A 14,026-nucleotide genomic window follows, 5' to 3' on the forward strand; every position below is an offset into this window, starting at 1 on the left:
GAGCGAGGGAACGATCTTTATCAATCCATCGTGCCGTAGCGCTTCATCGCTTCAATCGCCAAGCCGCTGCCGATACTGCCGAAGATGTTTCCTTCCACATGCCGCGCTTTCGGCAACATCGCCGAGACGCTGTTGCGCAGTGCCGGAATTCCGCTCGAACCACCGGTGAAGAACACCGTGTCCACCTGATCAACGTGTACGTTAGCGTCGTTCAGCATTTGCGTGACGCTGTTGCGTACGCGCTCCAGCAGGTTGTCGATGGCCGATTCGAACAGTGCCCGGCTCAACTCCACGCTTAAACCCGGTTCGATGCGGTCCAGCGGTACATGGCGGCTGTCGGCGTGGGTGAGCTGGATCTTGGTTTCTTCCACTTCCATGGCCAGCCAGTGGCCGGCGCGCTGGTCGATCAGCTTGAACAGGCGATCGATGCCGCCGGTGTCTTCGATGTCGTAGCGCATGCTGCCCAGCGCCAAGCTCGACTTTTGCGAGTACACCGAGTTGATGGTGTGCCAGGTCGCCAGGTTCATGTGGTGGCTGGTCGGCATGTAAGCGCCGCTCTTCATCCGGCTGCCGTAGCCGAACAGCGGCATCAGGCCTTGCAGGCTCAACTGTTTGTCAAAGTCAGTCCCGCCGATGTGCACGCCGCCGGTGGCGAGGATGTCATCGTGGCGGTTGTCGAGGGTACGGCGTTCAGGGGACAGGCGCACCAGCGAGAAGTCGGATGTACCACCGCCGATGTCGACGATCAGTACCAGCTCTTCTTTTTCGATGGTCGACTCATAGTCGAATGCCGCCGCAATCGGTTCGTACTGGAACGAAACATCCTTGAAACCGATCGCACGGGCGACGTCTACCAGGGTGTTCTCGGCTTCCTGGTCGGCCAATTCATCGTCATCGACGAAGAACACCGGACGGCCCAGCACCACTTCCTCGAACTCGCGACCGGCGGCGGTTTCGGCGCGTTTCTTCAACTGGCCGATAAACAGCCCGAGCAGGTCCTTGAACGGCATCGCGGTGCCGAGGACGCTGGTGTCGTGCTTGATCAGCTTGGAGCCCAGCAGGCTCTTGAGCGAGCGCATCAACCGGCCTTCATAGCCTTCCAGGTACTCGTGCAGCGCCAGGCGGCCGTACACCGGGCGGCGTTCTTCCATATTGAAGAAGACCACCGACGGCAGGGTAATCTTGTCGTCCTCCAGCGCGATCAGCGTTTCCATGCCGGGGCGCAGCCAGCCGACGGTGGAGTTGGACGTGCCGAAGTCGATACCACAGGCACGGGCTGGAGATGCGTTTTTCATGTCTTTCAAGTTCCGGTTAAAAAACGGCCGCGCAGTGTATGTCAGTGCGGCGCAGATTCGAAGGCCGACTATCCGCTAAATCTCAGCTATTAGCGCCTTGAAAGACTATCCTTCGCCCCAAACTTGTCTGCATTGGGCCTGGCAGCCACAGGACGGTCGCAAGAACCGCCCACCGCTGCCGATAAACTTCTGATGCGCTGCCCGGTCTCAAGCTCGAGATCGGTCAACCTGGCGGCGGGCAATGAGCGCATGCTGCCAGTGGTGGCGTGATTTTGATAACGGATGGTGATTCCCGCGATGGACTTCAAAGACTATTACAAGATTCTCGGTGTGGAGCCGACCGCGGACGATAAGGCGATCAAGGCCGCCTATCGCAAGCTGGCGCGCAAATACCACCCCGACGTCAGCAAGGAAAAGGACGCCGAGTCCAAGTTCAAGGATGCCTCGGAGGCCTATGAAGCACTGAAAAGCGCCGACAAGCGCGCCGAATACGACGACTTGCGCAAATACGGCCAGCACGGCCAACCGTTCCAGGGCCCGCCGGGCTGGCAGGGACGTGGTGCAGGCGGTTTCGGTGGTGGTCAGGACACGGGCGATTTTTCGGACTTCTTCAGTTCGATCTTCGGCAGCCGTGGCCCTGGTTTTGGTGGTGCACAGTCGGGCCGTAGCGCCGGGCGTCGAGGGCAAGACGTGGAAATGGAACTTGGGATATTTCTGGAAGAAACCCTCTCGAACGAATCGAAGAAGGTCACCTTCCAGGTGCCGCAGTACAACGCTGCCGGCCAGCATGTGAGCAACACCAGCAAAAGCCTGAATGTGAAGATCCCGGCCGGCGTGTCCGACGGCGAGCGTATCCGCCTCAAGGGCCAGGGTGCACCGGGCGTTGGTGGCGGGGCCAATGGCGACTTGTTCTTGATCATTCGCTTTGCGCCGCACCCCAAGTTCGACGTCGAAGGCGAAAACCTGATTATTACCTTGCCGATGGCTCCGTGGGAATTGGCGTTGGGCGCCGAAGTTGCGGTGCCGACCCTGACGGGCAAGATCAACCTCAAGGTTCCGGCCGGCAGTCAGAACGGTCAGCGCATGCGTGCCAAGGGCCATGGATTGCTGAACAAGGCCGGTCATCGCGGTTATTTGTTTGTACAACTCAAGGCCGTCATGCCTAAAACCTCGGACGACGAGGTCAAGGCGTTGTGGCAGGAGCTGGCCCAAAAAGCGGCTTTCAACCCGAGAGAACACTTCTGATCCCAGAGACGGAGTAGCCCATCATGAGCAACCCCCTGATCGTTCAACTGGACATGGCAGAATTCTGTGAGGCGACCGACCTGTCGGACGTCTACGTGATCGAAATCGTCGAACACGGCATCCTCGAACCTCAGGGCACCCAGCCCAAGGATTGGCGTTTCAACGATTATGAACTGGCCCTGGCCAAGCGCGCCGATAAGCTGCGTCGCGAACTGGAGCTGGAGTGGGGAGGCGTCGCCCTGGCGCTGGACCTGCTTGAGGAAGTCCAGCAACTGCGGGCCGAGAACCGCATGCTCAAGCAGCGGCTGGGGCGGTTGGTGGTGGACCTGTAGGGGCTTTGATTTCAGATCTTGCGCGGCAACACCACGGTAAACAGCGTGCCATCCGCCTCACTGGAACTGACCTCGATCGTCCCGGAATGGGCATTGACCACTTCCTTGACGATAAACAGGCCCAAACCGAGGCTGGTGGATGGCTGGCCGAGTTCTTCGTCGGCGCTACGCACCAGTGGATCGAAGATCGTACCGATAGCGTCCTCCGAAATCGGCGTTCCGTAGTTATGCACCGTCAGGCGAACCGTGTCGGGTTCGCCGCTGAGGGTGACCGTCACATCGCGCTTGTTCAAACCATGCTGTAACGCATTGCCGATCAGATTCTGCAACAGTTGATCAAGCCGTCCGGCATCCCAGACGCCTCGGGTATCTCCCAGCACGCTCATTGTCAGATCGCACTCGGGGTTGCCCGCGCAGGCTTCAGCTATCGCGGCATGCGCCGCATCGGCCAGGTCCATGGGCGCCGGTTCGATTGGCAGGCTCTTGCCCAGGCGACTGCGCACAAGCTCCAGTAAATCGCTGACCATCACCGCCATGTGCCGCGCGCCGCGTTTGATATTGATCGCGCAGGTCAGCGCATCGCCTTCGAGCGGCGCTTTGCGCAGCAGCAACTCTGTGGACATGCTGATCGCTTGCAGCGGCGCGCGCAGATCGTGGCCGAGGATTGCCAGGAAGATATCCCGTGAGCGATTGACCTGCTCGGCATAGGCCGCCGTCGATTCCGCGAGGGCTTCGTCGATCGCTTCGTTGAAACGGATCATGTCCTGGAAGTACGCCAGGTCCGGCGAGTCCAGGCTGTTGACCCACAGACGAATCACACAAGCGCGCAGGTGGCGGAATTCGCTGGTCATCTGCACCAAGTCGAAGCCCACGGTATGCCGCAGCTCGCCATGGCTGGCGCCAGCCTCATCCAGACTCGGGGTTTTTACCGGGCCTTCACCCTTGGCCTTGGCGAGTTGTTCGCTGGCGGTTTGCGCGGTGCTCATGTCCCGCGCGGCGGCCAGCAGAATCACCTTGGCATGATCGCGCAAGGCGGCTTGATCCATATTCTCGGCCGCCGGGGTGATCGTTCTGGCGAACTGCTCCCATTCATCGACGATACGGTCTACATGTTGCCGGATGAATTCGGGTAGGCGCATGACCGGGTTCCTGGGCATTTTGGGGGCTGAATATGTCGCATAGTAGCGTCTTTGGGGCGGAAAAAAACTACCGCTGACGCAGCGGCATACCCAAGGTTTTCAGGGGCTGTATATATGTATTTTTAGTACTTTGATTTTCGAATGAATGGCGCCTGTTCAGATGGTTAACCAACCGTTATTTGGTCTTTTGTTTTTTGAGCGTGTGCATAGTCTAGTGGTTCTCAATTCATTTTAAGGTTGTTGAACCATGTCTGATTTGCAAGGAAGCCAGAGGCCTGAGCCTCCACCTGTTTCAAGTACGGAGGATAAAGGTGTTCATTATCATCGAGTGATGCAGGTCATTCCCCAGGCGATACGTAACGCACCGCCGACACGACTCAAGTCACTCATGAGTCTCAAGACAGATATACCCGAGTGGTACATGAGTGCGCGGGATATTGACCGTGATTATCTAAAGGAACTGCTAAAAGACCGTTGGCGATTGCAGGGTGAGCTGGATCAGGTTCTGGATGATCTACAGCATGATATCAATGCCTTCGCCGAGCCTCTGCTCAGGTCCGCATTGAAAGCAAACTTCGACATTGACGAAGACCCGAACTCCCTTTCGCTGCATCTGAATGTACCGAGCAAAATTATCTTTGATATCGATACCGGTGCCAGTGTTATCAGGCGTTCGTCATTGCTAGCGGCAGCGCTGCACAATTTCGAGGAGGCAGAGACCAAGGAAGGGGCTTTTCGAAGCGACTCGGGTGTTTACCGCGAAGATCCGCGCGGCGTTCTTGTACCGAACAACGCCATGACGCCGCAAAAATTCGCTTCGCTGTGTCGCACCCTGGACATCGGCGCGCACTATCAAACCCATATCAAAGCGCGACTGCGGCCGCAGGACCCCAACGCCAGGCGCGTACTTCAGGAGCGCTCGATCGCCAGTGAAAAAGCGGCGTTCAAGTTATCTGCCCTCGTTTCCCATTTAAAAGGTGATCTAAATGCTGGCGCCTATGATTGCCTACGCAAAGTTGTGGAGGGTGACCGAACTGTCAAATTATACGGTCGTCCCCTGCTGAATCATCGTGTGTCCCTGATGGGTTTCAAGTTGACGGGGATTGTATTGTTCAGCGCCGTGAGCGAACCCTCTGAAATAAAAAAGGCGATAGAGGCGTTGACGCCGCAGAGTTTGAAGTTCTGGACTGACTGGTCTCGTCGACTACCTGTTTTGCCGGGACAAGTGTATGAACAATACACATTACTTCAGAACTTTTTTGCCAACGGACCTCAAAGCGTCATTGATGAAACTTTGCGTAACGAAGATATTTATCAACAGAGCCGTTTGAGCGGTCCGTTGATTGCCTACCTACCCGACGATCCAAACCATCCGCTGAAAGAGTACGCTTCGTTGACGGACTTCATGACGATGCTGATCAGCCAGCTGCGCACTTCGGACTACCAGGCGTTTTTCAGCCGGTTCGTGGAGCAGAAGGACAAGGGGCGATTTTTCGCTCAGGTCAACGAGCGTCTCAAGACCTTCACCTGGCAGCAACGTGAACCTTTGGACATGGGGCCGTGGTGGCGGGAAACCGCAATCGAAAACCCCAACGCAGAGCCTATCACCAACCTCATTGCCAACGATCTATGGGGCACGTTGTTCCGGCAGCGGCGGGACAAGGCAATAGCCGACGCCCGGCTGATTGCAGTGCCGACCGGCGACGAAGACGCAGCAGCGCGCTGGAAGCGCTTGACCAGCGTTCTGGATATCGCTTGGAACATCTTTAACTTTGCCGCGATGCTGGTGCCCGGTTTCGGCGAAGCGATGCTGGGCATCATGGTCGGGCAAATGCTTGTGGAGCTGACCGAGGGCATCGAGGACTGGAGCAATGGCGATAAGGAGCAAGCATCGGCCTACATCAATGGCGTATTGATCAACTTCGCCCAGCTGGCGTTGTTGGGTACTGGGCATGTGTTACCGGCGAAAGTCATACCGATCAAAACATCGTCTTTCGTCGATCAGCTTAAGCCCGTGCAAATCAACGGTAAGGAACGGCTCTGGAATCCAGACCTGGCGGCTTACGAGCATCCCGCGATATTGCCGCAAACAGCTCAGGCGAACGATTTGGGTATTTATCGTCATCAAGGTCAGGATTTGCTGCCGCTGGATGGCAAAAATTATGCAATGACCCAAGACGCTGACACCGGGCAATATTGCTTGCGACATCCAACCCGGCCCGGGGCTTATCAGCCAGTAGTTGAACAGAATGGCGCGGGTGCCTGGAAAACCGAATTCGACCAACCGCTCGCCTGGGACAAAACACGCTTGTTGCGCCGACTGGGCGCTTCAGCACGGGATTGGCCGGATGAGACGCTAGAGCAAATCCTGACCGTGGCTGGCGTTTCGGAGGACGCCTTGCGACGGTTGCATGTCGAGCTCGACGCGCCGCCGGTCATGCTGTCCGATACGCTCAAGCGTTACAGGCTGTATGCCGAAGCAGGTGAGGTGGGTCAGCAAATACTGGCCAATCAGGTATCCGAGGCGTTGATGAGAGAAGTAACGAGCCTGATGACCGATTTGCCTCGCTGGCCAGAGCAGAGGGCCGTGGAGATCTTCGATGGCCCTGAGTTGAAAGGAGCATCGACCGTCGTTGGCAACATTGAGGCAACGAGCGCGGACCGCATCAAGCTGACCCGTGCCGAGTTCCGCTCCGGTCAGTTGCCCCAGCGCACCCTTGAAACCTTGGGTGAACAGGAAATCCATGATCTGCTTGGCCAATCGATACCCAGTTATAAAGAGGTGCGCGTCCAGACATTGAAGGAAAGGCTGGCGAGCGAGGCTACGAAAAAACGCAAGCGGCTGTTCGAGTCCTTGTACAAGCAGCACGACGTCGCCGACGGGGCGCTGGTGCATGTGTTGACCGATGCCTATCCAGAACTACCAAACGCTGTCGCTGCACAATTGTTGTTGGAGGCGACTCCGGCCGACCTTAAACATCTGGCAGAGAAACAGACCCTTCCCTTGCGCCTGCGCGAACAGGCACGCCAGGCTCGACAACGTGTGCGCGTGAGTCGCGCCTATGAGGGGTTGTATCTGGAAGATTTGGAGAACAACGACACGCGACGGTTGCAACTGGCGTCGTTGACCACCCTGCCGGGCTGGTCAAACGATGTACGTATCGAAATTCGTGAGTTCTCCTTCAGCGGCAAGCTTAACGCCAGTGTCGGTCCCGAGAATGCACCCATCCGCAAAGTGTTGATTCTTGAGGATGAAGGCGGCTATCAGGCACGCGATGAGAAGAGCCAACATTTGCACGGTATCAATGATTTTTTTGCTTCTCTGCTGCATGCGTTGCCGGACACCGAGCGTACAGCGCTGGGGTATGACATTTTCGAAGGCGAGCGGCTCAGGCTTGAGCTGCAGCGCTCGCCGATTGATCGCGAGCGATTCGAGTCGGCCTTGAATGAGTACCCGGTGCGTAAACCCGCTTATGACCCTGAAAGGATGCGTCTACGTGGCGGCATGCAAGGGTACCGCCAGATCGCCAATGACTCCTTGTTGAAACGACGGGTTCAAGCGCTCTATCCGGGATTTTCCGACGAACACATCACCTCCTTGCTCGAAGAGTTCGCCGACGCGGCCCCTTTACGTGTCAATGCCCTGGAAGACGAATTCGACCAGTTGAACACCACAATGCGACGCTGGCTGAACGCTTTGACGACCTCTTTTCGCTTCAGTCCTGCGGGGATTGCAGAGTGGGATTTGCGCAACAAACTCTACAAGGCGATCAGGCAATGTTGGCAAAGGACCGGGCCCTCGGGTGTCGACGCCCCAGGTGTTGTCCGCCCGCAGCACCTTGATCTGACGGGTTTGCCCATGGGCCGGTACCTTGAGAGTTTTCCCCGGCTGACTGCCAATTTTGATCACGTTACGAGCCTGAGCATGCGTGAAACCGGTTTGCTCAGCAGCCAGGAGCCGTTTCTCGAGCCTTTGCGCGGGCTTCGCTTTCTGGACTTGGGCGATAACCTGTTGAACCGCTTGCCGCCGGTCATAGGCGACATGCGCTACCTCGATAATCTGTCGCTGGGTAACAATCAAATCGTGCTGACTCAGGAGGCAGTAGCACACTTGAGAGGATTGACCCGACTCAGGACACTTGGGTTACGAGGAAATCCGTTAAGGCTTGCGCCTGACATCAGCCAGATGCCCAATCTGGAAATACTCAATCTTGAGCGAACAGACCTGGACCGATGGCCCGTCGGCCTGTTCGCCATGCCGCGTCCGCGACACCTCTACTTAAATCTTCAACTCAACCGTTTGATCGACATTCCAGACGTTGCCCCCGGTTCGTTCCGTGCCGAGTTACTGGCACGGACCCTCGTGAGTCGTGAACCTGAGTGGATGCCGGCAAGTGTTTTGGAACAGCTGAAACGCTATACGGAATCGGTAGGTCTGGACCCGGAGCGCCCTTATCCGCCGTTGGGCTTGCTGGACAGCATCAACTGGGGGCAGGGCATGTCGGAATCGTCGTTCAGAAGCAGGCTGAACTTATGGGACGAGATTGAAGATGAGTTCGGCTCCGAACCGTTCTTCAACGAGATCGGCAAGCTGACCCAATCGGCAGACTTCACCTCAGCGCAGTCATCCTACCGCTCCGAATTGACCGCCAAGGTCTGGCGAATGCTTGAGGCCATGAACGAGAACACGGCGCTGCGCGAAGAGATTTTCACCGAAGCCTCGGCAACGACGGCCTGTTCCGATGGCGGTACCCAGCTCTTTAACGCGCTAGGGCTCAGGGTTTTGATTCATGAGGCTTACGCTTTGCAGAACCCGGCACTGGTCGAGGCCCAATTGCTGGAACTGGCCCGAGGCAAGTCTCGCCTGGATGACTTGGGCGCTATCGCGCGCAGCCGTGTGGCCGCTCGCTTGGCAGACGGAGAAACCTTCAGGCGTGTCGATGCCAACGGTCACGTCACCGGGACGATCGATGAAGTGGAGGTCCACCTGGCCTACATGACTGATCTGGCGGAGCGTCTGAGTTTGCCTTGGCAATCGCGTGGCATGCTCTTCAGAAACATGGCCGGGGTTACCCAAGAGATGATCGAAGCCGCTGGTGTGAGGGTGCTGGCGCTGGAGGAAGGGGACCTGCTGGTGGAGAAAATTCTTGAGCAGCCTTTCTGGAAGATTTACCTCGAAAACATCTATCGCCAGGAGTTCGACAGCTTGGCGCTTGAGCTGCAGGACGGAGATGAAATAGCCCACTTCAATGCGATCAAGACGCTGGAAAAAACCTTGACGAAGCAGGCTGTGGAGCGTGCAAGGCTGCAAAGGACGGAATTACCGTTCTCGGTGCAGTCCGATCGCTGATTGATGTTTTGACGAGCCCCGAATGCGCTGCCGCATTCGGGGGTTTTTTATTGAGAAGACCGTCAGAACAGAAAATAACGCTGCGCCATGGGCAAGGTTTCGGCCGGCTCACACCATAACAACACCCCGTCGGCTTTCACTTGATAGGTCTGCGAGTCGACGTCGATATTCGGCAGATAATCGTTGTGAATCAGGTCGGTTTTCTGCACGTCGCGACACCCTTTGACCACCGCGATGGTCTTTTTCAGACCCAAGGCTTCGGGTAGCCCGGCCTCCTGCGCCGCCTGACTGATAAAGGTCAGGCTGGTGGCGTGCAACGAACCGCCGTAACTGGCAAACATTGGGCGGTAGTGCACCGGCTGCGGCGTCGGGATCGAAGCGTTGGCATCGCCCATCAGGCTGGCCGCGATGGCGCCGCCCTTGAGGATCAGAGTCGGTTTGACCCCGAAGAACGCCGGGCGCCACAGCACCAGATCCGCCCATTTGCCCACCTCGACCGAACCTACTTCATGGCTGATGCCGTGGGTGATTGCGGGATTGATCGTGTACTTGGCGATGTAGCGTTTGGCGCGGAAGTTGTCGTTGCCTTCGCCATCACCGGGCAACGGGCCGCGCTGCTTTTTCATCTTGTCGGCGGTCTGCCAGGTGCGCGTGATGACTTCACCGACGCGGCCCATGGCCTGGCTGTCGGAGCTGATCATCGAGAACGCGCCGAGGTCGTGGAGGATGTCTTCGGCGGCGATGGTTTCACGACGGATGCGGCTTTCGGCGAAGGCCACGTCTTCGGCAATGCTTGGGTCCAGGTGGTGGCAGACCATCAGCATGTCGAGGTGTTCGTCGATGGTGTTGCGGGTGAACGGCCGGGTCGGGTTGGTCGAACTCGGCAGCACGTTGGCATAGCCGCAGGCTTTGATGATGTCCGGGGCATGCCCGCCGCCCGCACCTTCGGTGTGATAGGTGTGGATGGTGCGGCCCTTGAAGGCGGCGAGGGTGGTTTCGACGAAGCCCGATTCGTTGAGGGTGTCGGTGTGGATCGCCACCTGCACGTCGTATTGGTCGGCGACGTTCAGGCAGTTATCGATGCTCGCTGGCGTGGTGCCCCAATCCTCGTGCAACTTCAGGCCGATGGCACCGGCCTTGACCTGCTCGATCAACGGCTCCGGCAGACTGGCGTTGCCCTTGCCGGTGAAGCCGATGTTCATTGGGAACGCATCGGCGGCCTGGAGCATGCGCGCCAGGTGCCACGGCCCGGACGTGCAGGTGGTTGCATTGGTGCCAGTGGCCGGGCCGGTGCCGCCGCCGATCATGGTGGTGACGCCGCTCATCAGCGCCTCTTCGATCTGCTGCGGGCAGATGAAGTGAATGTGCGTGTCGATGCCACCCGCGGTGAGGATCATGCCTTCACCGGCGATGACTTCGGTGCTGGCACCGACCGCAATGGTCACGTTCGGCTGGATGTCCGGGTTACCGGCCTTGCCGATGGCGGCGATGCGGCCGTCCTTGAGGCCGACGTCGGCCTTGACGATGCCCCAGTGGTCGATGATCAGTGCGTTGGTGATCAGGGTGTCGACGACCTCTGCGGCGAGTAATTGGCTTTGGCCCTGGCCGTCGCGGATGACTTTGCCGCCACCGAATTTCACTTCTTCGCCGTAGGTTGTGAAGTCTTTTTCCACTTCGATCCACAGTTCAGTGTCGGCCAGACGGACTTTGTCACCGACGGTGGGGCCGAACATGTCGGCGTAGGCGTGTCTTGAGATTTTCATGCACTTGCCTTGGGATTCAATTGATTTTGAGACCGCTCGCGTCGCTCGCTATCGCAGCCTCGCTGCGCTCGACAGCTCCTACAGGTGTACGCGCAAGTTCCGGATGCACTTGACTCCTGTAGGGGCTGTCGAGCGAAGCGAGGCTGCGATCTTTTAGGAGCACCGCAGATGTCAATCGAGGTCACCCATGATCCGCCCGGCAAACCCGAACACCCGGCGATGCCCCGCCAGGTCTACCAACTCGACTTCGCGGCTCTGCCCCGGTTCGAAGCGCACGGCGGTGCCAGCGGGGATGTTCAGGCGCATGCCTCGACTGGCGGTGCGGTCGAAGGTCAGCGCATCGTTGGTTTCGAAGAAGTGGTAATGCGAGCCGACCTGGATCGGGCGGTCGCCGCTGTTGGCCACCTTCAGGCTGAAGGTGCGGCGGCCCACGTTGAGTTCGATGTCGCCGGGCTGGATCTGGTATTCACCGGGAATCATCAATGGGCTCCCTGGAGAATTTTGTAGTAGAGCGCGGTCGGTTTGTAGCGGCCGCTCGGGTCGCAGGCATAGTCGGGAATTTCACCCGCGCGGGTGTAACCCAGAGCCTTGTAGAAGTCTTCGGCGGGAGAGCCGGCTTCGGTGTCTAGGTAGAGCATGCCGCGCTTGTGCTGGAGGGCGGCCTGCTCCAGAGCGCTCATCAACTGTTGGCCCAGCCCACGGCGGCGTGCATGTTCACGCACCAGCAGTTTTTGCACTTCGGCGCGGTTCAGGCCATTGGCCTTCTGACACAGGGTCAGTTGCACACTGGCCTGCACTTGCTCGTCCTTGACCACCACCCACAGCAGCACGTTGCCCTTGTTCAGGTTCTCCTGGACATCATCGAAATGGGCTCGGGCCTGGACGGCGTCCAGATTGGCCATGAACCCGACGCTGGCGCCATAGCCGACGGCGTCGAGCAGCAGATCAATCAAACCCTGACGATAGTGCGCAAAGCTTTCAACATTGACGCGGCGCAGTTGGGCGGCGTTCATGGGCAATTACTCCTTGTTGGCGGTCGGCGGTTCCGCGCCAGGATTGAGGGTCAGTTGCATAAAGGTCAGGTCCAGCCAGCGACCGAACTTGGTGCCCACCTGAGGCATCTGCCCGATCGTCACGAAACCCGCTCGTTCATGCAGGCGAATAGAAGCGGCATTACCGCTTTCGATGGCGGCGACCATGACGTGCTTGTCGCAACCTTTGGCGCGCTCGATCAACGCGGTCATCAATTGCGGGCCGAGACCGTTGCCACGCTGGTCGCTGCGCACGTAAACCGAGTGCTCAACGGTGTGACGGAACCCGTCGAACGGGCGCCAGTCACCAAATGAAGCGTAGCCCAGGACAGTGTTGTCGCTGTCGACGATCACCAGAATCGGGTAGCCCTGGGATTGCCGGGCGCTGAACCAGGCCTGGCGATTGCCCAGGTCCACGGCCTGTTCGTTCCAGATTGCCGTGGTGTTAAGCACGGCGTCGTTGTAGATGTCGCGGATCGCCGGCACGTCGGCATGCGCTGCATCGCGAATGGGGTAAGTCATGGCGCGGCCTCAGGCGATCGGTTGGTGAACGGTGACCAGTTTGGTGCCGTCGGGAAAGGTCGCTTCGACCTGGATCTCCGGAATCATTTCCGGGATGCCTTCCATCACTTGTTCGCGACTGAGCAGCGTGGTGCCGAAGTGCATCAGTTCGGCCACGGTACGGCCGTCACGGGCGCCTTCGAGCAGCGCTGCGGATATGTAGGCCATGGCTTCCGGGTAGTTGAGTTTCACTCCGCGAGCCAAACGCCGCTCGGCCACGAGGCCGGCGGTGAAGATCAGCAGCTTGTCTTTTTCGCGTGGGGTCAGGTCCATCGTAGAAATCCATAATTGGCAGATAAAAAGGTGACTACACCCCTGTAGGAGCGAGCGATGCGGCGATCCGACTTGCCCGCGAAGGGGACCTCGAGGTCGCCAAACGCTTCGCAGGCAAGTCGGATCGCCGCATCGCTCGCTCCTACAGGGATCGGTGTTCAGGTGCTCCATATTCTTGGGGGGACAGCTTCTCGGCCGAGCAATGCGGGACGGAGCAATCGCCACAAATCAATAAGCCAACCTCGTGCCAACAACGCTTCACTGGCCATGCATCGCGCCACCAGCAACCCCGGCAACTGCGTCAAATCTCCCCGCACGTCATGGGGCAACAAACGGCATTTCTCCAGCAATTCACTATCAACCTCCCCAGTCACCAACAACGTCGCAAACACCGGTTGCCCATCCAGCCCGATAGGCGAATCAAGCAATCCGTCATCCCCGACAATGCGCTGGCGTTCATGCCAGAGCAACTGGCCGTCGCGGCGGATGTCCAGCCGCGCCTGAAAATGTCCGAGGTCGAAACGCTCGCCGCTGGCCGGACGCCCCAGCGCCACCACGTCCCAGTAGAACAATCGGGCATCGCCTTCAAGGTCGATGCACGTGCTGAGTTCAGCCTGCGCGGCGCTGAAAATGATCGTCTCTTGTGGCAACCATTCCAGTGTCGCGCCGCTCGCCACGTTCAAATCCAGCTGCTGATAGGCGGGCCCTGCCGCGCGATACCACTTGGCCGCGCCAGGGCTGGTGATTTGCGCCCAGGCGTCCGTGCCGACACTGGCCGAGATGTCCAGCCGATCACCGCCGGCAATCCCGCCCGGCGGGTGCACGATGATGTGCTGGCAAACTTCCGGCCCTTCGGCATACAGATGCTTCTGCACCCGCAACGGGCCTTTGTGGCGGCGCTGAACCGGTCGCGTACTGTCGCCGAATCGGGCGTAGCCGAGTTCCAGCTCGGCGTGCCAGCTCGGTGTAAACAGGACAGTGGGAAGAGGTAAATTCATGGTTTCTAATTATCGTTGGGACGCTACAGATTAGATCGT

The 14,026-nt window shown here is 58.5% G+C and carries 11 protein-coding genes; 3 read left to right on the plus strand and 8 right to left on the minus strand.

Annotation, left to right across the window (positions count from 1 at the left end; genetic code table 11):
* Positions 1-20: 20 nt before the first annotated feature.
* Entirely contained in the window at positions 21-1,295 is a 1,275-nt protein-coding gene (locus ACYZTU_RS04150; protein WP_461968227.1) for an Hsp70 family protein, read from the minus strand.
* A 297-nt stretch (positions 1,296-1,592) separates the two neighbouring features.
* On the opposite strand from ACYZTU_RS04150, the gene ACYZTU_RS04155 reads away from it, so the two are divergent.
* Entirely contained in the window at positions 1,593-2,540 is a 948-nt protein-coding gene (locus ACYZTU_RS04155; RefSeq protein ID WP_461968229.1) for a DnaJ C-terminal domain-containing protein, read from the plus strand.
* A gap of 23 nt (positions 2,541-2,563) precedes the next feature.
* A complete protein-coding gene (locus tag ACYZTU_RS04160) occupies positions 2,564-2,872 on the plus strand; it encodes a chaperone modulator CbpM (RefSeq protein ID WP_461968231.1) in 309 nt (102 codons plus the stop codon).
* 11 nt (positions 2,873-2,883) lie between these two features.
* Here ACYZTU_RS04160 and ACYZTU_RS04165 read toward each other — a convergent pair whose 3' ends face one another.
* The gene (locus ACYZTU_RS04165) at positions 2,884-4,011 is read right to left on the minus strand and encodes a sensor histidine kinase (protein ID WP_461968233.1); all 1,128 of its coding nucleotides are present in this window, start codon (positions 4,009-4,011) and stop codon (positions 2,884-2,886) included.
* Positions 4,012-4,258: 247 nt separating this feature from the next.
* On the opposite strand from ACYZTU_RS04165, the gene ACYZTU_RS04170 reads away from it, so the two are divergent.
* Positions 4,259-9,361, plus strand: a complete 5,103-nt coding sequence (locus ACYZTU_RS04170; protein WP_461968234.1) for a dermonecrotic toxin domain-containing protein — start codon at positions 4,259-4,261, stop codon at positions 9,359-9,361.
* A 62-nt stretch (positions 9,362-9,423) separates the two neighbouring features.
* On the opposite strand, the gene ureC is transcribed toward ACYZTU_RS04170, so the two are convergent.
* From ureC to ACYZTU_RS04200, 6 genes are all read right to left on the minus strand, one after another.
* Positions 9,424-11,124: an urease subunit alpha gene (ureC, locus tag ACYZTU_RS04175; protein ID WP_461968236.1), complete on the minus strand. Its 1,701-nt coding sequence runs from the start codon at positions 11,122-11,124 to the stop codon at positions 9,424-9,426.
* Positions 11,125-11,295: 171 nt separating this feature from the next.
* A complete protein-coding gene (locus ACYZTU_RS04180) occupies positions 11,296-11,604 on the minus strand; it encodes an urease subunit beta (protein WP_461968237.1) in 309 nt (102 codons plus the stop codon).
* Positions 11,604-12,137, minus strand: a complete 534-nt coding sequence (locus ACYZTU_RS04185; protein WP_461968239.1) for a GNAT family N-acetyltransferase — start codon at positions 12,135-12,137, stop codon at positions 11,604-11,606. Before ACYZTU_RS04185 ends, ACYZTU_RS04180 begins: the two co-directional genes overlap by 1 nt.
* Positions 12,138-12,143: 6 nt before the next feature.
* On the minus strand, positions 12,144-12,677 hold the full coding sequence (locus ACYZTU_RS04190; RefSeq protein ID WP_461968241.1) for a GNAT family N-acetyltransferase: 534 nt from the start codon (positions 12,675-12,677) through the stop codon (positions 12,144-12,146).
* Positions 12,678-12,686: 9 nt separating this feature from the next.
* Positions 12,687-12,989, minus strand: coding sequence for an urease subunit gamma (ureA, locus tag ACYZTU_RS04195; RefSeq protein WP_033055605.1), 303 nt, complete (start codon positions 12,987-12,989; stop codon positions 12,687-12,689).
* 158 nt (positions 12,990-13,147) lie between these two features.
* A complete protein-coding gene (locus ACYZTU_RS04200) occupies positions 13,148-13,987 on the minus strand; it encodes an urease accessory protein UreD (protein ID WP_461968243.1) in 840 nt (279 codons plus the stop codon).
* Between the last annotated feature and the right edge of the window lie 39 nt (positions 13,988-14,026).

This window comes from Pseudomonas sp. HLT2-19-2 (assembly GCF_054898005.1).